General features: G+C 63.6%; 22 protein-coding genes, 1 tRNA gene and 1 pseudogene. 8 read left to right on the top strand and 16 right to left on the bottom strand.

The window, feature by feature from the left end:
- Nucleotides 1-48 precede the first annotated feature (48 nt).
- From FCK22_RS00490 to lptF, 7 genes and pseudogenes are all read right to left on the bottom strand, one after another.
- Nucleotides 49-627, bottom strand: coding sequence for a hypothetical protein (locus tag FCK22_RS00490; RefSeq protein ID WP_067265953.1), 579 nt, complete (start codon nt 625-627; stop codon nt 49-51).
- A gap of 2 nt (nt 628-629) precedes the next feature.
- Nucleotides 630-1,472: a 16S rRNA (adenine(1518)-N(6)/adenine(1519)-N(6))-dimethyltransferase RsmA gene (rsmA, locus tag FCK22_RS00485; protein ID WP_067265956.1), complete on the bottom strand. Its 843-nt coding sequence runs from the start codon at nt 1,470-1,472 to the stop codon at nt 630-632.
- Nucleotides 1,469-2,442 (bottom strand): annotated as a pseudogene (pdxA, locus tag FCK22_RS00480) (4-hydroxythreonine-4-phosphate dehydrogenase PdxA). The gene rsmA and the pseudogene pdxA overlap by 4 nt, the downstream one beginning before the upstream one ends.
- Nucleotides 2,439-3,677, bottom strand: coding sequence for a peptidylprolyl isomerase (locus FCK22_RS00475; RefSeq protein ID WP_067265963.1), 1,239 nt, complete (start codon nt 3,675-3,677; stop codon nt 2,439-2,441). Before FCK22_RS00475 ends, pdxA begins: the two are co-directional and overlap by 4 nt.
- Nucleotides 3,665-5,815 carry an LPS assembly protein LptD gene (gene lptD / locus FCK22_RS00470; RefSeq protein WP_136720120.1) on the bottom strand — a complete coding sequence of 717 codons (2,151 nt, stop codon included), beginning with the start codon at nt 5,813-5,815 and terminating at the stop codon, nt 3,665-3,667. The genes FCK22_RS00475 and lptD overlap by 13 nt, the downstream gene beginning before the upstream one ends.
- Before the next feature lies 1 nt (nt 5,816).
- The gene (gene lptG / locus FCK22_RS00465; protein ID WP_067265969.1) at nt 5,817-6,914 is read right to left on the bottom strand and encodes an LPS export ABC transporter permease LptG; all 1,098 of its coding nucleotides are present in this window, start codon (nt 6,912-6,914) and stop codon (nt 5,817-5,819) included.
- Nucleotides 6,911-8,044: an LPS export ABC transporter permease LptF gene (gene lptF, locus FCK22_RS00460; RefSeq protein ID WP_067265972.1), complete on the bottom strand. Its 1,134-nt coding sequence runs from the start codon at nt 8,042-8,044 to the stop codon at nt 6,911-6,913. The genes lptG and lptF overlap by 4 nt, the downstream gene beginning before the upstream one ends.
- Before the next feature lie 131 nt (nt 8,045-8,175).
- On the opposite strand from lptF, the gene FCK22_RS00455 reads away from it, so the two are divergent.
- Nucleotides 8,176-9,648: a leucyl aminopeptidase gene (locus FCK22_RS00455; protein WP_067265975.1), complete on the top strand. Its 1,473-nt coding sequence runs from the start codon at nt 8,176-8,178 to the stop codon at nt 9,646-9,648.
- Nucleotides 9,649-9,655: 7 nt separating this feature from the next.
- Nucleotides 9,656-10,114 (top strand): DNA polymerase III subunit chi, encoded by a 459-nt coding sequence (locus FCK22_RS00450; protein WP_067265978.1) that lies wholly within the window; start codon nt 9,656-9,658, stop codon nt 10,112-10,114.
- 52 nt (nt 10,115-10,166) lie between these two features.
- Here FCK22_RS00450 and FCK22_RS00445 read toward each other — a convergent pair whose 3' ends face one another.
- The 4 genes from FCK22_RS00445 to FCK22_RS00430 form a co-directional block, all read right to left on the bottom strand.
- Nucleotides 10,167-10,652, bottom strand: coding sequence for a hypothetical protein (locus tag FCK22_RS00445; RefSeq protein ID WP_082852095.1), 486 nt, complete (start codon nt 10,650-10,652; stop codon nt 10,167-10,169).
- A gap of 153 nt (nt 10,653-10,805) precedes the next feature.
- Nucleotides 10,806-11,387 (bottom strand): TIGR02281 family clan AA aspartic protease, encoded by a 582-nt coding sequence (locus FCK22_RS00440; protein ID WP_067265981.1) that lies wholly within the window; start codon nt 11,385-11,387, stop codon nt 10,806-10,808.
- A gap of 45 nt (nt 11,388-11,432) precedes the next feature.
- Nucleotides 11,433-12,071, bottom strand: a complete 639-nt coding sequence (locus FCK22_RS00435) for a MarC family protein (protein ID WP_067266625.1) — start codon at nt 12,069-12,071, stop codon at nt 11,433-11,435.
- A gap of 91 nt (nt 12,072-12,162) precedes the next feature.
- Nucleotides 12,163-14,025 carry an ABC-F family ATP-binding cassette domain-containing protein gene (locus FCK22_RS00430; RefSeq protein WP_067266627.1) on the bottom strand — a complete coding sequence of 621 codons (1,863 nt, stop codon included), beginning with the start codon at nt 14,023-14,025 and terminating at the stop codon, nt 12,163-12,165.
- A 106-nt stretch (nt 14,026-14,131) separates the two neighbouring features.
- Between FCK22_RS00430 and ndk the strand changes: the two genes are divergently transcribed.
- Nucleotides 14,132-14,554: a nucleoside-diphosphate kinase gene (gene ndk, locus FCK22_RS00425; protein ID WP_067266630.1), complete on the top strand. Its 423-nt coding sequence runs from the start codon at nt 14,132-14,134 to the stop codon at nt 14,552-14,554.
- A gap of 61 nt (nt 14,555-14,615) precedes the next feature.
- On the opposite strand, the gene FCK22_RS00420 is transcribed toward ndk, so the two are convergent.
- The 3 genes from FCK22_RS00420 to FCK22_RS00415 form a co-directional block, all read right to left on the bottom strand.
- Complete coding sequence (locus FCK22_RS00420; protein ID WP_067266632.1) at nt 14,616-15,038, bottom strand: DUF4112 domain-containing protein; 423 nt, start codon at nt 15,036-15,038, stop codon at nt 14,616-14,618.
- Between the two features lie 95 nt (nt 15,039-15,133).
- The gene (locus FCK22_RS19530; protein ID WP_269451603.1) at nt 15,134-15,256 is read right to left on the bottom strand and encodes a hypothetical protein; all 123 of its coding nucleotides are present in this window, start codon (nt 15,254-15,256) and stop codon (nt 15,134-15,136) included.
- A 145-nt stretch (nt 15,257-15,401) separates the two neighbouring features.
- The gene (locus tag FCK22_RS00415) at nt 15,402-16,316 is read right to left on the bottom strand and encodes an MBL fold metallo-hydrolase (protein WP_067266638.1); all 915 of its coding nucleotides are present in this window, start codon (nt 16,314-16,316) and stop codon (nt 15,402-15,404) included.
- A 44-nt stretch (nt 16,317-16,360) separates the two neighbouring features.
- Between FCK22_RS00415 and FCK22_RS00410 the strand changes: the two genes are divergently transcribed.
- Both FCK22_RS00410 and FCK22_RS00405 read left to right on the top strand, forming a co-directional pair.
- The gene (locus FCK22_RS00410; RefSeq protein ID WP_067266640.1) at nt 16,361-17,683 is read left to right on the top strand and encodes an ATP-binding protein; all 1,323 of its coding nucleotides are present in this window, start codon (nt 16,361-16,363) and stop codon (nt 17,681-17,683) included.
- A 69-nt stretch (nt 17,684-17,752) separates the two neighbouring features.
- Nucleotides 17,753-18,202: a DUF4442 domain-containing protein gene (locus FCK22_RS00405; RefSeq protein WP_067266641.1), complete on the top strand. Its 450-nt coding sequence runs from the start codon at nt 17,753-17,755 to the stop codon at nt 18,200-18,202.
- Between the two features lie 27 nt (nt 18,203-18,229).
- Here the strand turns inward: FCK22_RS00405 and FCK22_RS00400 are convergent.
- Nucleotides 18,230-18,306 (bottom strand) — tRNA-Ile (locus tag FCK22_RS00400).
- Between the two features lie 128 nt (nt 18,307-18,434).
- Between FCK22_RS00400 and purM the strand changes: the two genes are divergently transcribed.
- The 3 genes from purM to rnd all read left to right on the top strand — a co-directional run bounded on the left by purM (nt 18,435) and on the right by rnd (nt 21,311).
- A complete protein-coding gene (gene purM / locus FCK22_RS00395) occupies nt 18,435-19,481 on the top strand; it encodes a phosphoribosylformylglycinamidine cyclo-ligase (RefSeq protein WP_136720146.1) in 1,047 nt (348 codons plus the stop codon).
- Nucleotides 19,478-20,074, top strand: coding sequence for a phosphoribosylglycinamide formyltransferase (purN, locus tag FCK22_RS00390; protein WP_067266643.1), 597 nt, complete (start codon nt 19,478-19,480; stop codon nt 20,072-20,074). The genes purM and purN overlap by 4 nt, the downstream gene beginning before the upstream one ends.
- A 79-nt stretch (nt 20,075-20,153) precedes the next feature.
- Nucleotides 20,154-21,311 (top strand): ribonuclease D, encoded by a 1,158-nt coding sequence (rnd, locus tag FCK22_RS00385; RefSeq protein ID WP_067266645.1) that lies wholly within the window; start codon nt 20,154-20,156, stop codon nt 21,309-21,311.
- A gap of 58 nt (nt 21,312-21,369) precedes the next feature.
- Here rnd and FCK22_RS00380 read toward each other — a convergent pair whose 3' ends face one another.
- Complete coding sequence (locus tag FCK22_RS00380; protein ID WP_067266646.1) at nt 21,370-21,888, bottom strand: hypothetical protein; 519 nt, start codon at nt 21,886-21,888, stop codon at nt 21,370-21,372.
- Nucleotides 21,889-21,977 lie beyond the last annotated feature (89 nt).

Raw genomic sequence — 21,977 nt, 5'->3', positions numbered from 1 at the left:
TTGCGGGGCTTTTTTATAAGTGGTGATGGTCGGCAGCACGGCACAGATCTACCCTTCCATCCCCGCCTGCACATATCTGATCCGCCCGTTGCGCCGCAGCACCTCTTCGCGCGGCGCCCAATCATACCGCGGATCGCTGGTGACCGGCGACCAGAACAGCTCGCCCCCGCGGCGCCAAGGGTCAAGGACAAGCCCCGCCTGCATCGGTGCCCCGGCGGCTGAGATGATGGCGGTGGAATGGTCCAGCAGGATCCGCGAGTCGCCATTAGCGATGGCGCGGTGCAGGTCGAGCGTGGCGAAACCCTCGGCCTTCAGGCGTTTCTCCAAATCCTCTGCCCAATGCCAACACAGGCCGCGCGGCTTGCTGCCGTTGTTGACCTTCACGTTATGGATCAGCGGCGGGTCGGTGATTTGATAGGCGATCGCCAGTTCATGGGTATGCCGGTAAGCGATCCGCGCGGCACGGGCGGCCTCTTCGGGATTTACCTGCGGCGAGAGGTCTTCGATAGCGCGGGCGAGTTCCGTGATCTCGGCCTCGGTGCCCAGAGGTGGTGGGCCGTTGCGCGGCAGGGCGCAGGCGGAAAGCCCCAGCAGCAGGGCAAAGACGAGCAATAGTCGGTAGAACATGGTTACCCCTTGGCAATCTCGCGGGCGAGGGCGCAGAACCCCTCGAGCGGCACCTGTTCGGCGCGGTCGGTGGGTTTCAGCCCCGCGGCGGTCAGACGGTCCTCGATATCCGGCGCGGCACCTTTAAGCGCCGAGCGCAGCATCTTGCGCCGCTGGTTGAAGGCCATCGCGACCACATGGCTCAGCACCTTCGGATCGGCAGGGAAGCGCGGCTCGGGCAGGGCGGTCAGATGCACCACGCTCGACGAGACCTTGGGCGGCGGGGTGAAGGCGCCCGGCGGCAATTGCATCACGATCCGCGCATCACTGCGCCACTGCGCCAGCACGGCCAGCCGCCCATAGGCTTTCGCCCCCGGCTGCGCCACGATCCGCTCCGCCACCTCGCGCTGGAACATCAGCGTGAGGCTTTGCCAAAACGGCGGCCAGTCGGGCGGGGTGAGCCAGCGGACCAGCAGTTCGGTCCCGACGTTATAGGGCAGGTTGGCCGCCACCCGGATGGGCGGGGTCAGATGGCTCAGCGGGTCGATCTCAAGCGCGTCGCCTTCGATCACGGTCAGGCGACCGGGGTAATGGTCCGCCACCTCGGCCAGCGCGGGCAGGCAGCGGCGGTCCTTTTCGATCGCCAGCACATGACGCGCGCCTTCAGCCAGCAGCCCACGGGTGAGACCGCCGGGCCCGGGGCCGATCTCCAACACGTCGCAATCGGCCATATCTCCGGCTTGCCGCGCGATCTTGGCCGTGAGGTTCAGATCCAGCAGAAAGTTCTGGCCGAGAGACTTGCGCGCGGCCAATTCGTGGGTGTTGATCACCTCGCGCAGCGGCGGGAGATTGTCGATTGCACTCATGTCTTCTGGCCCATCTGCCATGCCAATTTGATCGCTTCGATCATGCTGGTCGGGTTGGCGCGCCCTTGGCCCGCGATGTCAAAGGCGGTGCCGTGATCGGGCGAGGTGCGCACGAAGGGCAGCCCCAACGTCACATTCACGCCCCGGTCGAAATCTAAGGTCTTGATCGGGATCAGCGCTTGGTCGTGATACATCGCCACTGCCGCGTCATAGCCTTCGCGGGCGCGGCCATGGAACATCGTATCGGCAGGCAGCGGCCCGGTCAGCGCAAAGCCTTCGCCCTGCATCTCAAGGATCAGCGGCGCGATCCAGTCAATCTCCTGCCGGCCCATGCTGCCGCCTTCGCCCGCGTGCGGGTTCAGCCCGGCGACGGCAATACGGGGGCGGGCGATGCCAAAGCGGTTTTGCAATTCCTGCGCGGTGATCTCAATCGTGCGGCGCAGGCCCATCGGGGTCAGCGCCTGCGGCACCTGATCCAGCGCGATATGGATCGTGGCAGGCACGACGCGCAATTGGTCGGAGGCCAGCATCATCACCACGTCATCGACACCTGCAAGTGCGGCGAGGTATTCGGTATGGCCCGGATAGGCGAAACCGGCCCCGTCTTGCAGGGCCTTCTTGTGAATCGGCGCGGTGCAGACGCCGCAGGCCACGCCCGTCTGCACCAGATCGACCGCCCGGGCGATCACATCGATCACCCCCTGCGCATGGCCGGGCTGCGGCACGCCGGGCAGGGCGGCGCTGTCGAAGGGATGGGGGAGCACGGGCAGCGCATCGGCACTGGGCGCGCTCACCTCATCCGGGCTGTCGATCACACGGTGCGGCACATCCTTGGGCAGATGACGCGGGTCGCCGATCCAGACCATCGGGATGTCCTTCGAAAGCGCGCCCAAGCGCGGGCGGCGATCTCGGGGCCGATCCCGGCGGGTTCACCGCAGGTGATGGCCACCGGCCGGGACGGGCGGCTCATTGGCGGGTGATACGGGCTTCGGCGCGGGCCTGTTCCAGCAGCTGTGTGGCATAGCCCTCAAGCTTGCGCTGCCGGATCGAACTGACCACCGCCTCGCGGTTCACATCGGCATTGGCCGCCGTGGTGCGGTTGCAAAGCATCAGGAAGACCAAAGTCTCCCCATTGGCACGGGTCAGCGCGGTGGAGACTTCGCCGGGATCGAGTTTCGCCAGTTCAATGGCCACGTCCTGCGGAATCTCCGCCGGGGCCTTGGTGCCACGGTCCAGCACATTGGCGGGCTGGCCTTTGGCCATGCCATAGAGGTCATCACATTGATCTACCTGACCGCGCAGCTCTGCCGCGCGCGACAGGGCAGCCTCGGACCGGCCACCGGGGATGTAATAGGCGGCATAGTCGATCTCGGAATACTCGACGCTCGGCTTGCCGGTCTCTTCGATGCCGCGCAGTTGGAACAGGGCCACGGCATTGGGGATCGGCAGCGGCGCTGTCACCTCACCCGGGGCGAGAGCCAGGAGGATGGGCCGCAGGCTGGCGGGCAGTTTTTCGAGCGGTGTCCAAGGCATCCGACCGCCGCGCCCGCGCGAGGCGGTGGCGGAATGCTTGCTGGCATAGGACGAGAATTCGGCTTCCGAGCGGCTTTCCGAAATGCGTTCGGCCAGCGCGTTTACCTGATCGGCATTCTGCGGCGGGGCGGGAATGATAATCTCCGACAACAGCACGCGCAGACCGTTATTGCCCCGGCTGCTGCCAAGCGCGCGGTCGACCTCTTCGTCGGTGATGTCGACCCGGCCATTGTAGCGCGCGCGAATAAGGTCACGCCAGGCGGCGCTGATCACGATAAAGTCGCGAAAAGTTTCTTCGGAAATCTGCGCTTGGCCAAGGACTTTCAGAAACTCCTCGGTCGTCAGATCCGCGCGGCTGGCAAATTCTGCCATGCCGGATCGAATGCCCTCGGGGGTAACTTCAAGCCCGGCTTGATCAAGGATCTGCCCACGCAGGCGGTCGTCGATCAGACTGTCGATCACGCTGTCGGTATCGGCCCCCGGCGCGCCGATCAGCTGCATAAAGCGCTGACGCTGCTGCACTTCGTAGCCGGTGATCACCTCGTCATTGACACGCGCCACGGGCGCAAAGAGGTTCTGCGCCGCTGCGGATTGGCCGATGACCAGAGCAAGGGCGAGTGCCGCAGTCCCACGGATCCCGGTGCGGACGGTCTGTTTCGTTACTTCCCACATGAGCGTACGTATCTTTCTGTTCCGGTGTTTGCGGCAAAGCCCCTGAGGCCGATGTTAAAACCGATATCCGTTGAGGGCTCAACACTTGTTGAGGATGAATAGCTGCGGTTCACCGAAAGGTCGACCTGCACGCATTCATTGTTGTAGCTCAGGCCAAGACCCGCCGTCGCCGCGCGTTCATCGGCAAGGTCGAACCGCCATTCGGCGGACGCCTGCCATTGGCTGTTGATCGAATAGCTGCCGTCAAAGGTGATCTCCGACACGTTTTCATTGCGGTCCTCGGCGGCATCTTCGTGTAGCCAAACATAGCTGCCCGAGATCTGCCCGCGTTTGAAATCCCAGACCCCGCGCAGCTCGGCCTTGGCGACCTCGAAGTCATCATCGACCAGCCCGCGCCCGATGAGCGCCAAACCGTTGTCGCTGCGCAATTGCCCGGCCAGCAGGAAATCGGAATAGGTGCCTTGCAGGCCTGAGCTAAAGCTAAAGGCATCATCCGCGTCGGCGCGGATCACCTGACCGAAAGACAGGCTGGCATCCATGCCGTTGGGATCAATCCGCGCCCAATTCAGCCCGATGGCAGCCACAGCACCCCGTTCGCGCCGGTCGGGCCGGGGGAAGCGGCTGAGCGCCAGAAGATTGCCCTCGTCATATTCCACCAGCGTGCTTTCCTCATTCGGAATGTCGAGCCGATCACCGCCAGTCCAGCCCAATTGCACCAACGGTTCAAGCTGTTGCACCACGCCCGCGGCCTCGCGGCGCTGCATGGGGTAGCGCATGGTAACGGCGGCATGGGGCACGAGGTCGGAGTAGCGCCCGTCAAAGACGGCATCCTGCGCGATGTTGAACAGGCCAAAGCTCGCCCCGGCCTCAACATCGGTCACCAGACCATTGCCGAAGGTGAAGCGCCGCAGCCAAGCGGCCTCCCCGTTGAGCCGCGACACGTCGCGCCCATCGGCTTCGCCATCCCCATTGCCATCAGAACTGAAGTCCGACGCACGCCGGTGGCTATGGGCCTCAAGCGTCAGGCGGAGTTCGCCGCCCAGAGAGGTCGGGAAATAGCGCCGCTCGAACTCGCCATCCAAAACCAGATTGGGCAGCAGATCATTGTCCTCGCCATCGCGCAGAGATTGGTAGTTCAGCAGGCTCGCCCGCATATATTCATCGCGCCGCGCGCGGCTGACGGTCAATTCGCTGGTCAGACGGTCCTTGCCCGAATAGCCATAGTCGCTGAGATAAGAACTGTCGCTCGTAGTCTCGAGATCAAAATACAGTTTGTAGTCGCGCCGCAGATCGAAACTGCCGGTGCCGAAAAGGTAGCCACGGGTCTTGCCGGGGTCCAACTCATCATCGGTAATCGCCCCTTCGAACTCGATCCGCCCCGAAACGAAAGCCTGACGGTAGCGGAACTCAAGCGTGCGGGTTTCGGCGGAAAGATAGGGGGTCAGCGTCAGATCGCGGTGATCGCCGATCTTGATGAAATAGGGCAGTTTCAGCCCCACGCCCAACTGCGAGGTCGAGCGGATCGTGGGCGCCAGAAAGCCAGTAGCGCGGTCCAACGTGGGGTCGGGCAGGCGCAGGCGGGGGAGGTAGGCAATGGGCACGTTCTTGATCCGGAACTGCGCCTCGTCAAAGTAAAGCTGCTGCGCCACTTGGTCATGCACCACCCGTTTCGCCCGGATTTGCCAAAGCGGCGTTTCGCCATCTTCGCAGACTTTGCAAGAGGTTACGGCGGCTTTGTAAAGTTGACTATAACGCCCTTCGACCCGGTTGATCTGCACGGCGGCAAGCTGCAACTGCTGTTCAAGGATCATCCGCGCGCCGCGCAAAAGGCCGGACTGCAAGCCCGCATCGAGTGAGGCCGCATCGGCGAGGATCGTGGTATTCTCCCCCTCAGACAGCACGATCGGCCCTTCGATGCTGAGCGCGCCGGTGGCCTGATCATAGCGGATCGCCGTGGCGCGCAGCCGCGTCTCCCCTTGGAAGGCTTCGACATTTCCTTGCGCGACCAAGACCTTATCGCGTGTAATGAAGACCTGATCGGCCACCAGAACAGCGGGGCGGTCGCTGGCAGGCGCGGTCTGGGCGGCAAGGCTCAGAGGCGCGAATGAAAGGGCAAGTCCAACAAGGGCCGCGCGCATGTCAGCCGTCCTCCGCATGCAGTAGCAGGCCTAGCGCCAGAAAGATCGCCGCCACGGGCGGCGCCCAAGCGGCAAGGATCACGGGGATCTGGCCATTCTCGCCAAGGATCTGTGCGAAACTGCGAATGAAATACAAACCGAACCCCAGCAAAATCGAGGCCAGCACAGCGACGCCGGTCCCCCCAAAGCGGGTATGGCGCATGGTGAATGCGCTCGCAACCAGAACCATGGCCACGAGAAAGAAGGGTCGCGCAAGCTCGGCCTGAAGCCAGACCTCATGCTGGCGCGTGCTGAACCCGGCCTGTTCCAACTGTCGGATAAATTCGGGCAGTTCATAGATCGAGACGGCAGCGACACGGCCAATGCTCTCGCGGATACGCTCGACGGTGAGGGAGGAGGGGATCGTCAGGGTCTCATGCACCTCCGCCGCGCCTTCGGCGTTCACCCCGGCTGCCAACGGCCAAATCTTGGCCCCGGTGAGCTCCCAATCGCCGCTGCTAAGTTGTGCGCTTTCGGCTTCAATGCGCCGGATCGGGCCCTTCTCAGCGTCATAGCTGATGATCGTGACGTTATAGAGGACGGAGGCGTCGGCGTTGGTGCGCCATGCGCGAATGACCGATTGGCCTTCCTCCGTGCCTTGCCGCAGCCACAGCCCCTCGTCACTGACCGAAAGCGCCGCGCGGCCATTGGACCGGTATTCTTGGGTCAATTGCTCGGCCCGCTCACTGGTCGCCGCAACGATGGGGTTCAGCATGGCCACGGCCAGCGTGCCGATGATCAAGGCCACCACCGCCGGGGCCACCAGCGCGCGCAGGGCCGAGCGGCCCGCGGCCCGGGTCACCACCAGTTCGGAGGACCGGGCAAGCCCAATGAAAAGCGCCACCGTGGCAAGGATCATGATCAGCGGCAGGATCATGTTGATGGTCTGGGGCATGTGCAGCAGCGTCATGCCCAGCACCTGATCCCAGCCCACATCGTCATCGGCGAAACGCCGGGCCTGATCCACACCGTCGACCAGCATCACCAGCGCGGCCAGCACCCCGGTGATGACGAGAAAGCTCATGAAAAAGCGGCGGGCGAAATAGAAATGCAGGATCATGTGGCGGCCCTCTTGCCACGCAGACGCCGCCTTATCCAGCGCGGATGTGCGGCTTGCCAAAGCATCGCCAGCGTCAGCACGGCCCCGATGAGCGAGGGCAAATAGGCCAGCGGCCAGAGCGCCGCCGCCTCGCGGATTTGCACGACCATCGTGCCCCGCAGCCCGTCGATGGCGATGAGCAGGCCAAAAGCGATCACCGCCTCGCGCCAGACGCCAAAGCGGGAGAAACCGCCGAGGATCAAAGTCGCAAAGCCAATCATCGCGGCGACGAGGCAGAACAGCGGCTGCGCGAAGCGGCCATGCAGCTCTTCGGCCACCACGCCCGGCGAGGTGTCGGTCGCCGCCGCGACCCCGTCCCAATCCCAAAGCAGATCAGGCGTGACCATGGCACTCACCGACAGGTCGATCGCGTCTCCACTGCTGACCAGCGGGGAAATATCGAACGAAAAGTCGCGGAATTTGGCGGTGGCCAAACGGTTGCTCTCGGTGTCCAGCCGTTGCGCCATGCCGTTGAGCATGATCAGCGTCGTGTCGTCGCCGTTGCGGGCGAGGTAGGCTTCGGCGGCGGTGTAGATCACGCCTTCGTCGGCCTTGCGCCGGTCCGACAGGAAAACATCGCGCAGCACGCCGTCGCTGTCGATGGCGCGGGTATAGAAGGTGACATCGTCGGAGGGATGCAGAAAAGTCCCCTCTGTCAGTAGCCGCGCGGTGAGGTTGCGCGAGATTTCGGCCTCGCGCTGTTTCAACTGGCCCTGCGCCATGGGGACCAGAAAATGGCTCAGCACCGTCATCATCGCCGCCACGCAGAGGCCAAAAACAAAGACGGGCCGCGCCAGCCGCCACGGGCCGGAGCCTGCGGCCTGAAGCACCGTCAACTCGGATTCGCCCGACATGCGGTTGGTCACATAGACCGAAGCGGCAAAGGTCGCGATGGGCAGGACGGTAACGATGAGTTTAGGCAGGCCGAGGGCCGTGAACTCCAAAAACACCAATGCGGATTGGCCGTCGCCGATCAAACGGTCGAAGAGGACAACCGCGCGGTTGATCCAGAAAAGCGCCACCAGCACCAAAGCGAAAAAGCCGAACATAACCAGAAGTTGCGACAGCATGTAGCGGTCAATTCTTGCCACTCTGATCCCCCGAGATGCTCTGACGGCCTTTGCGCGGATCTTAAAGCAATTCGTGGGGCGGGAAAACTGCTATCTGGCCATGCGCCGCGCGGCGCGCTAGGTCTGGGGGAAAATCAACCATGAGGCATGCCATGACCGATCTGACCCCCATCACATTCGCCGAGACCGACATCGACCGTATCGCGGGGCATTCCGGGCGGATCGCGCTGTTTCTAGAGCCTGAGGGCCGTTTGGATGCCGGGGCGCGGCGGGTGAACCGTCTGACCAAAGGCGCTTTGCAGCGGCTGGTGGAAAGTGAACGTTTCGCCGCGCTGAAACCCGGTGACGTTCTCAGCATGGGCTACCCCGCAGGCATGGCGGCAGAGGCGGTCGACGTGGTTCATATGCCGCGCCGGGCCGAGGTGATGACCGCGCGCAAGGCCGGGGCGTCGCTGGCCAAACGCCGGGGTGACAGCGATCTGCTGATGCTCGCCGCCGCGACACGCCGGGTGGCCGATGTGGCCTTTGGTCTGGCAATGCGGGACTACGGGTTCGAAGATCACAAATCCGCGCCCAAGGTGCGCAAAGGCACGGTTGAGGTCATGTGTTCCAAACCCGACGACGCGCGTGAGGCCGCCGCACCGCTCATGGCCGTGGCCGAGGGGGCCTTCATGACCCGCGATCTGACCAATGCGCCCGCCAATATCCTGACCACCACCAATTTCGCCGAACGTCTGGCCGAGATGGAGAGCTTGGGCCTGAAAGTTGAAGTTCTGGATGAGGAAGAGCTTGCAAAGCTTGGAATGCGCACGCTTTTATCTGTAGGCCAAGGGTCGGACAGCCCATCGAAAGTGGTCGTGATGCGGTGGGAAGGCGGCGCGGATGACGCAGCCCCTCTGGCGCTGGTCGGCAAGGGCGTGGTCTTTGACACCGGCGGCATCAGCCTCAAACCCGGGGCTGGCATGGAAGACATGACCATGGACATGGGCGGCGCGGGCGTCGTCTCGGGCGTGATGCGCACACTTGCACTGCGCAAGGCCAAGGCGAATGTCGTGGGGCTTGTGGGCATCGTGGAAAACATGCCCTCGGGCAATGCCACCCGTCCGGGCGATGTGATCACCACGATGAAGGGCGACACGGTAGAGGTCATCAACACCGACGCCGAGGGGCGTTTGGTGCTTTGCGATGTCATGTGGTACGCGCAAGACCGCTTCAAACCTGCGGCGATGATCGATTTGGCCACGCTGACCGGGGCGATCATCATCGGGCTGGGCCATGAGAACGCCGGGGTCTTTTCGAATGACGACGGGCTGTGCAACGATTTCCTCAAAGCCGCCGAGAGCGAAGGGGAGGGCGCGTGGCGGATGCCGCTGGGACAGGGCTATGATGACCTGCTGAAAAGCCGCGTCGCAGATATGAAGAACATCGGCGGGCGCCCGGCGGGGTCGATCACCGCGGCGCAATTCCTCAAGCGGTTCGTCAAGGATGAGACGCCTTGGATTCACCTCGATATCGCCGGTGTTGCCTCATTGAAATCCGAAAGCACGCTGGCGCCCGCGGGTGCGACGGGCTGGGGCGTGGCGGCGCTGAACCGTCTCGTCGCTGACCGTTTCGAGAAGGGCTAAGCGACTGATGGGGGCGGCTTACTTCTATCACCTGACCCAGCGACCTCTGGTCGAGACGCTGACGATGCTGCTGGAAAAGTCGCTCGCCAATGGCTGGCGCGTGGCCCTGCGCGGGACGGATCGGGCGGGGCTACAGGCGCTGGACCGGGCGCTTTGGACCTATGCGGATGACAGCTTTCTGCCCCATGGCATGGCGGGCGGCCCGCAGGACGCGGATCAGCCGGTACTGCTGACGCTGGAGGATGGCGCCCCCAATCGGGCGGATTGTCTGATGACGGTGCATGGGGCCGATGTCACCGCTGCGGAAGTGGCAGCGCACCAACGGGTCTGCGTCTTGTTCGACGGGCATGATCCCGTGGCGCTGGATCAGGCGCGCGGCCTGTGGAAGCGGCTTAAAGCCGACGGCGCCTCGGCCCAATATTGGTCCGAGGAAAGCGGTCGCTGGGAAAAGAAGGCCGAGACTTAAAGGACGGCAGTGCAGGGGCAGGGGCCGAAAGCCCGCCGCCCCTGGACGCGGATCAGGCCGCTTTGTCGAGCGCGGGTTTCGCGGCAGCGGAGGATTTGCTCGCCTCGGCCTCAGGCGCTGCGGGTTCGACCTTGCTGACATAGGATTTGGCCGCTTCGACCGCGCTGTTGTTCACCGGCGCGATCGTGTCCAGCAGGGCGCGGGTGCGCTGGCTGTCGACGCTGCGTTGTGCTGCAGCGCGGGCAAAGGCCTCGTCATCCGCGCTACTGGCCTTTTGGGCCGTCTCGACCGGTGTAGCCTGCGCCACGGCTTGCACCGTTTCGGTCTTGGCAGGCGCTTGCACGGCTTGAGGTTTGGATGCCTCCTGCGCCGCCGCGCTGTTCTGCGCGTTCTGCCCGTCAGTGGCAGGTTTTGCCTGCGCCTGAGATGGCTTGTCCTTGGCTTTCTCGGCTTCCTGCGGCTTTTCAGTCTTCTCCGCCTTAGCGGGTTTGTTGCTTTGTTGGTAGGAGGATGACCCACCAAAAATGTTCATCAGCATAGCAGCACTTTCTCCAAAATTAGGTACAGTTGTGCCCTGCAGATATCCGCTCAAAAGGGCGGAAACCTGTTCAATTCACGGCGAATGCGGCGTTATTTCGCGGCGTATTTGATGTTTTCCCGCGTATTTCCGGCAAGGTCTTGCCCTATTCCGTCAGCGGCTTAGGCGCAGCTCCCCGCCGCTGATCTCGATCCGGCCCCAGCGTTGCAGGTAGCCCATGCCCAAAAGCGATTGCGACATGATCCCGTCATTCACCACCGCGGGGACGTTGTGATCGACCGCATGGCCCACCACCACCTCATCGAGGCGCACGAAGGCGGTGCGCGTCTCGCCATTGGCGGTGCCCGCGCGGCCGAGGTAATCCAGCCCCTCGGGGTCGATGCCGATGCGCCCCGCGTCGGATTTGGTAAGAACGATATCGGATGCGCCCGTATCAACGACGAAGCGCACCGGCGCGCCGTTGATCTGGGCCGTCAGGTAGTAGTGCCCATCGCGCCCGCGGGGCAGGACGATGTCACCCTCTTCGCTGATGGTGAGATGTTGGCGGGCGCTGTCGCGGGTGATGTCTTGCCACAGGCCGACGCCCGCCGCGGCACCGGTAAAGATCAGCCCCCAGACCGCCGCCTGTTGCAAGGTTTTGTTCATATTGGGGCGGCTGTGCATGAAGAACCAGCCCGCCACCATCGCCAGTAGAACGATGAGATAGATCAGATGTGCTGTGTCGATTTCGGCCATGAACGCGCCCCCTTAGATCTCATATAGGAAGGCCGCGCGGAAATGTCAGCCGGACGTGGGGCCGGGGCCAAAGCCAAAGGCCGCCAAGCCGTCGAGCACGAATTGCACCGAGAGCGCCGCCAGCAACATGCCGAGCAGGCGGGTCACGATGTTGATGCCCGTCTTGCCCATCGCCCGCTCAAGCGCGCCGCTGACCTGCATGGTCAGCGCCATGACCACCAGTGTCAGCGCGGTGATCACGATAATGGTCAACAGCCCTTCGCCGCCCGGTTTTTCCCCCGTCAGCAGGATGACCGAGGCGATGGAGCCGGGGCCCGCAATCAAAGGAATGGCCATGGGGAAGACCGACGGATCGTCGTGGTCGTCTTCATCCGCGCGATCCTCGCGCCGTTTGGTGCGGCGGTCGAAGAGCATGTCGAGCGCGGTGATGAACAACAAGATGCCGCCCGCCACGCGGAAAGCGGGCATGGAGATGCCGATGAAGCCAAGCACCGCTTCGCCGAAAGCGGCAAAGATCAGCAGCACCAACCCGGCCACGCCCACTGCGCGCCATGCGATCTTGCGCCGCTCTGCGTTGCTCATCCCGCGGGTAAGCGCGAGGAAGACCGGCGCGATGGCGATGGGGTCGATCACCACGAACATCGTGACGAGGGCGGTGATCATATAGGCGGTGTCGAGGGTCATGGGACTTCCTTGGCGCGGGGCTTCTTGCCAGAATGCACGAGGGCCGCCCCTGAGGCGACCCCTGCGATGCGATAAAGTGAACGCTTACGGGTCAGGCAGTGGCCTTCTCCAGCTTTTCCTGTGCGCCCATCCAAAGCGATTCCGCGCGGTCCAGCGCCTCCATCACCTCGGCGTATTTCTTGTTCCAGACCTCAAGCTCACCGGTTTTGGCGTCCTCGTAAAGCGCGGGATCGGCGAGTTTCTTGGCGAGCTTGTCGCGCATCTCGTTGATCTTTTCCATCCGCGCTTCGGCCTTGCGGACCTCGCTGCGCAGGGCCAACACCTCATCGCGGCTGGCGCGTTTGGGCTTGGGGGATTCTTTCGGCTTGGCGGGGTTCTTGCTGACCGGCTTTTCCGGCGTCAGCAGCATTTTGCGATAGGCTTCGAGGTCTTCCTCATAGGGTTTGACCGTGCCTTTCGACACCAGCCACAGCCGATCGGCCACCAACGACAGCAGGTGCATGTCGTGGCTGACGAGGATCACCGCGCCCGAATAGCGCGTCAGCGCTTCCACCAGTGCTTCGCGGCTTTCGATGTCGAGGTGGTTGGTCGGCTCGTCGAGGATCAGCAGATGCGGCGCATGGAGCGTTGCCAAGAGCAGCGAAAGACGCGCCTTCTGGCCGCCCGAAAGCCGCCCGACCTCGGTCTCGGCCTGTTCGGGGCCAAGGCCGAAGCCCGCAAGCTGCGCGCGCAGCTTCGATTGCAACACGCCGGGGCGGGCGGCGATCATGTGTTGCAGCGGGGTTTCCTCGACAATCAATTCGTCCACCTGATGCTGGGCGAAGAAACCCACGCGCAACTTGGAGGAATTGACCTGCCGCCCCGCCATCAGCGGCAAGCGGTCCGACAGGAGTTTCGCCAGCGTCGATTTGCCCTGACCGTTCTTGCCCAGAAGGGCGATGCGGTCGTCTTGGTCGATCCGCAGATTCAACCGCGTGAGAACCGGGATGTCGTCAGTATAACCGACCGCGCCGTTCTCGATATTGATGATCGGCGGCGAGAGTTCCTCGGGCTCGGGGAAGGTGAAGACCTTGCGCGCCACGTCCTCGGGTGCGGTGATCATGTCCATCTTCTCGATCATCTTCAGACGCGATTGCGCCTGCTTGGCCTTGCTGGCCTTGGCCTTGAAACGGTCGACGAAGGCCTGCATATGGTCCCGCCGGGCCTGCTGTTTCTTGGCCATCGCCGCCTGCAGCGCGCGTTTCTCGGCGCGCTGGCGGGCGAATTGGTCGTAGGGGCCTTGGTAATAGGTCAGCTTGCGGTCTTCGAGGTGCAGGATGCCGCCCACGGCGCGGTTCAACAGGCCGCGGTCGTGGCTGATGATCAGCACCGTATGGGGATATTTCGCCAGATAGCTTTCCAGCCAGAGCGCGCCTTCAAGGTCGAGGTAGTTGGTCGGCTCGTCCAAAAGCAGCAGATCGGGCTGGGCAAAGAGCACGGCGGCCAGCGCCACGCGCATCCGCCAGCCGCCGGAGAAGGCGGAGCAGGGCATCTGCTGTTCTTCGTCGTCGAAACCAAGCCCCTTGAGGATCGACGCCGCGCGGCCTTCGGCGGACCAAGCGTCGATATCGGCCAGACGGGTCTGGATGTCCGCGATGCGGGCGGGGTCTTCGGCGGTCTCGCTCTCTTTCATCAACCGGGCACGTTCAATGTCGGCCTCCAGCACCGTGTCGATGAGCGAGGTCTCTGACGAGGGCACCTCTTGTGCCACACCGCCGATCTTGGCGCGGGAGGGCAAAGAGATATCACCGCTGTCGAGTGACAGCTCACCACGGATTATTTTGAACAGCGTCGTCTTGCCCGCGCCGTTGCGCCCGACGATGCCGACCTTATGCCCCTCGGGGATCACGGCGGAGGCTTCCTCGAACAGCAGGCGGCCTTCGACGGAGTAGTTGATTTCTGAAATGCGTAACATGAAAGCCGTTTGGAGCAAGCGGGGCCGAAGGTCAATCACGGCTTTTCATGGGCCAGACCCCATGCTAGGGAGCGCGCAAATCAACACCCGCTATGGAGTACAGCCAATGGCCCTCGAACGCACCTTCTCGATCATCAAGCCCGACGCAACCCGCCGCAACCTGACCGGTGCCATCGTCAAGAAATTCGAAGACGCGGGCCTGCGCGTTGTCGCACAAAAGCGCATCCACCTGACCAAAGCGCAGGCGGGCGAGTTCTACAAGGTGCACGCTGAGCGTCCCTTCTACGACGAACTGTGCGAGTTCATGGCTTCCGCGCCGATCGTAGCTCAGGTTCTCGAAGGTGAAAACGCCATCGCGAAGAACCGCGAAGTGATGGGCGCGACCAACCCTGCCGATGCGGCAGAGGGCACCATCCGCGCAGAATTCGCTGAAAGCGTTGGCGAAAACTCCGTCCACGGTTCCGACGCGCCGGAAACCGCAGCGGTTGAGATCGCATACTTCTTCTCCGGTCTGGAGCTGGTCGGCTAAGCCACCCGTTCTTCGGAAAGACTGAAAGGGTCGCCTTGGGGCGGCCCTTTTTCTTTGGCAATCAGTTGTTGAGCGTCGGGTGGTGTGAGGACATGCGCCCTTCGACATTGCCCATCGGCGGGGCTTTAGCAGCCTGGTCTTTCAGGTGACGCTCCAGCAAGTCGACGTTGCGCAGCTTCGACTTCCAACCGATATCGAAGAGGTCACCGACCAGCGGGACGGAGCCGATCACATAGTCGACCCCGGTGTTCACCAGCATTTTCGCCAGCACACTTTTCGGCGCGCCCATACGGTGCGATTCTTTCAAAATATAGGCTGCGGGCAGAAGGGCGAGCGTATCGCCCACCACCGGCACGAGGCCCAGAATCGAATCCCATCCCATCCGCACGCCGACGATCGGCAGCTTATAGGCGCTGTCCATGCTGACGGCCAAACGGCGCAGACGGGCGAGGTCAGCCTCGTGAGAGGGGGTATGGGGTTTCATATCTTTCCTTGCGTGTTGCTCTAGCCGGCAAACGCATGGTCCGGCCCCAAAGTTCCCCCATCCACCGGCCCCATCCGGTGCGCGGGGAGCGCCGTTCAAAGACTGGCGTAGTCGGTAATCAGCGGCGTAGGGCGCTGCGGCGGTTGGGCCGAGGTGCCGTTCGGCTTCGGCGCAGGCTTTGGTTTCTGCGGTTGCGGCGTTCTGTCAAGTCGGGCCATCGGGTAGCTCCTTTGCTGCTCGCTGGGGTTTGATGTCTCTCACCCCCGCAACCAGCTTGGGCGCGGTTCGGGTCCATAAAGGGGCCAGATTGCGCCCAGAATGGGGCATTTGTTGCGATTTTGCGACGGAAAGGCCCGCATTCCCCTATGAGTTGAGACTGAAACGCGCCTCTGCCTGCAAGGTGCCCTCTGGGGCCACGCGCCCCCGGCCTGTCAGATCGACCAGATGCGCCAGCACGTTTCGGGTGGCCGCCCCCAAAAGCGCGGCAGGCGTTTCGGTATAGATGGCGCGGGCGAGGTCCTCCGCCGTCGCTGGCCCGGCAGCCAGCGCGTCGAGGATCGACATCTCCCGCGCGCGACGATGCGCGACCAACCAGTCGAGCCGCGCGTTGGGATCGCTCACCGGGGCGCCGTGACCGGGGTAGAACACCCGCCATTGCCGCGCGCCCAGCTTTTCACAAGAGGCCATGAAATCGGTCAAATCCCCATCGGGGGGCGAGACGAGGGAGGTCGCCCAGCCCATGACGTGATCCGCGGTCAGACAGGCATCCCCCCAAGCGAGGCTGACGTGATTGCCGATATGGCCCGGCGTGTGCAGCACTTCCAGCGTCCAGCCGTCTGCCTTCAGCAGCTCCCCATCGGCCAAAGTGTGATCGGGGCGAAAGCGGTGGTCCACACCTTCGCCGCCGCCCATCAGCCCCGCCTCGGCCAGCCCCTGCATCACCGCCGAACGGCCCGCCGTGGCCTCACCAAAGGCCCAGACCTCGGCCCCCGTACGCGCGGCCAGCGGTCGGGCAAGGGGGGAGTGATCCAGATGCGTATGGGTCACGATGATATGGCTGATCCGCTGCCCGGGCTGGATCGCGGAGAGGATCGCCTCAAGATGTGCGGGGCTGTCGGGGCCGGGGTCGATCACCGCCACATCAGTCTCGCCCAAAAGATAGGTATTGGTGCCGCGATAGGTCATCGGCGAGGGGTTGGGCGCCACGATCCGCCGCAGCCCGGGTTCCAAGGTTTCGGCGAGGCCAATCTCGGGGTCGAAGTTGTCGGGCGGCAGCATGGATTCACCTTTCGCTGGGGCAGGGGGCTGGCTAAGGTCTAGCCATGAATTTTGCCTGGCTCAAACGATATGTGCCGCGCGGCATCTATGGACGCGCCGCGCTGATCCTGCTGTTACCAGTGGTGTTTTTGCAGTTGGTCGTCGTGGTGATCTTTGCGCAGAGACATTTCGAAGGTGTCACCGGCCAGATGACCGATACGGTCCTGCGGGAACTGGAACTGGTCATGCTGGCGGTCGGCACGGCCCCCGATGCGCAATCCGTGCCCACGGCGGTTGAGGCGCGGGCGGGTCCGCTTGATTTCGTGGTGACCCCTGCCAACCGTCCGCTGCCCGAAGAAGACAGCATGCTGTGGTACGATTATTCGGGCCGCGTGCTCATCCCGCGGCTGCGCAGCAAGATGGACGGGATCGAAGCGGTGGACCTCAGCGATGACGATTTCGTCGTGCTCTATATAGAAAGCGTGCACGGACCGCTGCGCATCCAGTTCGAGCGGCGGCGCATCTCGGCCTCGAACCCGCATCAGCTTTTCGTCTACACCGTGTTTTTCGGCGTACTTTTGAGCTATATCGCTACGATCTATCTGCGCAATCAGCTGCGCCCGATCAAACGTCTGGCCCGCGCGGCGGAGGCCTTTGGCCGGGGGCGGCATGAGCCTTATACCCCCACCGGCGCCATCGAAGTCCGTGCGGCGGGCAATGCTTTTGTCGACATGCGCGCCCGGATCGAGCGGCAGATCGAGCAGCGCACGCTGATGCTCTCAGGCGTGAGCCACGACCTGCGCACGCCGCTGACCCGCATGCGCCTCGGCCTGTCGATGATCGACGAGGAGGACGCAGCCCCGCTGCTGGCCGATGTCGATGATATGCAGCGGATGCTGGACGAATTCCTGAACTTCGCCAAGGGCGCCGCCGAGGGCGAGCCCGAAGAGGTGGCCCCGCATGGTTTCGTCAGCGCCATCGTCGAAGACGCGCAGCGGGCCGGGCGCAGGGTCACGCTGCTGCCGCCCGAGGGCGCAGGCGAGGGGATCGTGAAGCTCCGCAAAGTGGCGATGCGCCGGGCGGTGGACAATCTGATCTCCAACGCCGTGCGCTATGGCACGCAGGCCGAAGTCTCGGTCATGCTGAGTGATCGCACCCTGCGCATCCGGGTCGAAGACGACGGCCCCGGCATCCCAGAAGCGCGGCGGGACGAGGCGACGCGGCCCTTCTCGCGGCTTGATCCTGCGCGCAATCAGGACAAGGGCGGCGGCGTGGGGCTTGGCCTTGCCATCGCCTCCGACATCGCCCGCGCCCATGGCGGGGTGCTGCGGCTTGGGGAATCGGACCGCCTTGGCGGGCTGCGCGCCGATATCGTCATCGCGCGGTGACCCGGCGGCATGATTGTGCGACGCGCCCGTCTTTGCCACAGTGAGGTGACCCTAATACGGAGCGCAGCGATGACCCCCTATGACATGATCAAAGCCCATCTCGACACGGCCGTGCCCTTTGCCGCCCATGTCGGGGTGAAACTGCTTGAGATCGGAGACGGCACCGCCAGCGCCGAATTGGTGCAGCGGCATGAGACCTCGAACCACATCGGCACGCAGCACGCGGGCGCAATGTTCACGCTGGGCGAAGCCGCATCGGGGGCCGCCATGGCCGGGGCTATTGCGCCGGTGATCATGGACATGCGCCCCGTGGCGGCCATGGGGCAGATCACCTTCAATAAGATCGCCGAAGGCACGCTGACCGCCTATGCCAAAACCTCGCGCCCCGGGGCCGACCTGTTGAGCGCGCTGCAAGAAGACGGAAAAGTCGCCTTTGACGTGGCGGTCGACATCCAGAACGAGGCGGGTGAGACGGTGGTTGAGATGCAGGTGAACTGGCACGTCAGCGCCAAACGGTGAAGGCCACGAAAGGCGGGGGCGGAAGTATGGTAGGCCCGGCAGGACTTGAACCCGCAACCAAAGCGTTATGAGCGCTCTGCTCTAACCAATTGAGCTACAGGCCCGCCATGAGCGTTTGGGTATGACGCCGCAGGCCGAGCGTCAAGACATTAGCTGCACCAAATGATTGCAGTGGGCGGCGCAATACTCTAACTCCGCGCGCAAGGGAAAATGCGCGCCGGGGGCCATGACCATGACGAAATCCGACAACGGAATCACCTATGCCGAAGCAGGCGTGGATATTGATGCAGGCAATGCGCTTGTGGAGCGGATCAAACCGGCGGCGAAATCCACCGCGCGGCCCGGTGTCATGTCCGGCCTCGGCGGCTTTGGTGCGCTGTTCGATCTCAAAGGCGCAGGCTTCACCGATCCGGTGCTGGTCGCCGCGACAGACGGTGTGGGCACCAAGCTGCGCATCGCGATCGACACCGGCAATGTCGACAGTATCGGAATCGATCTGGTCGCCATGTGCGTCAACGATCTAGTCTGTCAGGGGGCCGAGCCGCTCTTCTTCCTCGACTATTTCGCCACCGGCAAACTGGAGCTCGACAGCGCCGCGCGGATCATCGAAGGCATCGCCAAGGGCTGCGCCGATTCCGGTTGTGCCTTGATCGGGGGCGAGACGGCTGAAATGCCGGGCATGTATCACGCAGGCGACTTCGATCTCGCTGGTTTCTCGGTCGGCGCGATGGAACGCGGGACCGAGCGGCCGCGGGACGTGAAAGAGGGCGACGTGCTCTTGGGTCTGCCGAGCGACGGGGTGCATTCCAACGGCTACAGCCTCGTGCGGAAGATTGTCGAGCGCAGCGGTTTGGGCTGGGGTGACGATTGCCCATGGGGCGAAGGTGATCTGGGCAATGCGCTGCTCACCCCCACGAAACTCTACGTCAAAGGCGCTGTGGCGGCTCTGCGCGCGGATGCCGTCTCGGCTCTTGCGCATATCACCGGCGGTGGCCTGACCGAGAACCTGCCGCGCGTGCTGCCCGTGGGCCTCGCCGCCGAGATCGACCTGAACGCATGGGAATTGCCGCCGGTCTTCAAATGGCTGGCTGCCCAAGGCGGCATGGCCGAGGCCGAGTTGCTCAAGACCTTCAACGCCGGGATTGGCATGGTCGCCGTTGTCTCCCCCGATAAGGTCGAGGCCGCCAAAGCCGCCTTTGCCGAGGATGGCCATGCCGCCATTGAGATTGGCCGCATCACCACTGGCAATGGCGTCACCTATTCCGGCGCGCTGCTTTGACCAAGCGGGTTGCGATTTTCGTCTCGGGCGCCGGCTCCAATATGCGGGCGCTGGTCGAGGATATGACCGGCGACCATGCGGGCCGCCCCTGTCTGGTGCTGTCCAACAACGCGGATGCGGGGGGGATCGCTTGGGCACAGGGGCAGGGGATCGCGACCGAAGTGGTCGATCACCGCCCCTTCGGCAAAGACCGCCCGGCTTTTGAGGCGGCGCTTAGCGCTGCGCTTGAGGCCCATGCGCCCGACATCATCTGCCTTGCCGGTTTCATGCGTAAATTGACCGAAGGATTTACCGATGCCTGGGCGGGGCGGATGATCAACATCCACCCCTCGCTATTGCCGAAATACCGCGGCCTGCACACCCATGCCCGCGCGCTGGAGGCTGGCGATACCGAACATGGCTGCACCGTGCATGAGGTGACCGCCGCACTCGACGACGGTCCGATCCTCGGTCAGGCGCGCATCCCCGTTCTGCCCGGCGACACGGCCGAAAGTTTGGCCGAACGGGTCTTGGTACAGGAACACCGCCTCTACCCCGCCGTGCTGCGCCGTTTCGCCGCTGGTGAGCGGGAGCCGGTCTTGCTCACGGGCTGACGCTGGTCAAACCCGCCCGCGTGATGTACCTCTTTGGCAAAGCCCGATGACCGGGCGTGCAACATGTCAAAGAGCATATATGAAAACCATCACCACGACCGCCGACCTCGCGCTATTCTGTGAAGAGGCTGCGCGCCATGATTACGTGACCGTCGACACGGAATTCCTGCGTGAGCGGACCTATTATTCCAAACTCTGCCTTGTTCAGCTTGCCATGCCCGGCACCGATGACAGCAACGCCGTGTTGGTCGACCCTTTGGCCGATGGCATCTCGCTTGAACCGCTGTACGATCTGTTCCGCGACACCTCGGTGGTCAAGGTCTTCCACGCCGCGCGGCAGGATCTTGAGATCTTCTATGTCGATGCCAAAGTCTTCCCCAAGCCGCTGTTCGACACGCAGGTCGCCGCGATGGTCTGCGGCTTTGGGGAACAGGTGGGTTATGAGACTTTGGTGCGCAAGATCGCGCATCAGTCGCTCGACAAAACCTCGCGTTTCACCGATTGGTCGCGCCGCCCGCTGACCGAGGCGCAGAAGACCTATGCGCTGGCCGACGTGACCCATCTGCGCCAAATCTACGAATTTCTGGCCCGCAAGCTTGAACAGACCGGACGCGCGCGGTGGGTGGCCGAAGAGCTTGAGACGCTGCTCAGCCCCGATACCTATGTCACCCAACCGCAGGACGCGTGGAAACGGGTCAAGACCCGGACCAATTCGCCCAAGTTTCTGGCGATTGTCCGTGAGTTGGCGGCCTTCCGTGAGGATTACGCCCGCAACCGAAACATCCCGCGCAACCGGGTGTTCAAGGATGACGCGCTGGTCGAATTGGCGAGCCTCAAGCCCTCGAATGGCGAAGAGTTGAACCGCGCCCGGCTGCTGCTGCGCGAGGCCCGCAAAGGCGAAATCGCCGAAGGCATCCTGAAAGCGGTCGCCGCAGGTGTGGCCTGCAAGCCTGCCGACATGCCCCAGCCCGACCGCAAGCGCGACAAGTTGCAGGTGAACCCGGCGCTGGCCGATCTTCTGCGCGTGCTGCTCAAGGCCAAGACCGAAAGCGCGGGCGTCGCGGCCAAGCTCATCGCCTCGGCCAGCGATCTCGACATGCTCTCGGCGGGGGAGCGTGACGTGCAGGCACTGCGCGGCTGGCGGCATGAGGTCTTTGGCGCCGATGCGCTGCTGCTCTGCGAGGGCAAGATCGCCTTGGCCGCTGATGGCAATGACGTGAAAGCCGTCAAAGTCTGAAACGAAAAGAGCCGCCCAATTAGGGGCGGCTCTTTCTCAATAGAGGGCATGCGGCATCTTAGCGGCGAGAGACCAGCGCGTTTAGCTGCCCTTCGACGCGAATCTCACGCACCCCGGCCAGCTTCTGATCGGTCAGGCGACGCCCGGCAATCACTTCGCGGGTGGGGCGGCTGCCTTGCGGGGTGGCCTTGTCGGGCCGGACCCCTTCCAAACGATAGGTCAGAACACCGTCGACGGGCGTCTCATCCGGCGTCGCGGGGGTCAGGCGCACTTTGTAGATGCCTTGGCGTGCCGCCAGCCCCGTGGCGCGCAGAATCGCACCGCCCGGCACCGGCTCGATGGTCAAATCGGTGATCTGCTCAAAGGGGCGCCCCTCATAGGTATCGACCTCAACCGCGCGCCGCGCAAACAGCCCGCTGCGCTGCGGGATCAGGGGGTTCGTGCTCTCCGCCGGGGCGGCCTCTACCGAACGGGCAGGGCCGAACCAATTCAACGGATTGATGCGACTGTCACGGACCGTGCCGCAGGCGGATACCAAAAGGGTCGAAGCCAAAAGAGCGAGGATTGTCTTGCGCATGGGAACCGCCGTTAAGTTTACTTGCCTTGTGCTACCCCATCCCGCCAGCCTTGGGAAGGGGGTGGACCTTTGCCCATGGGCATCCTACC

It is taken from the genome of Sulfitobacter sp. 15WGC (genome assembly GCF_005068605.1).
Classification (GTDB): domain Bacteria; phylum Pseudomonadota; class Alphaproteobacteria; order Rhodobacterales; family Rhodobacteraceae; genus Sulfitobacter; species Sulfitobacter faviae.
The sequence above is the reverse complement of the archived record's forward strand: the minus strand, read 5'-3'. Positions and strand labels throughout refer to the sequence as shown.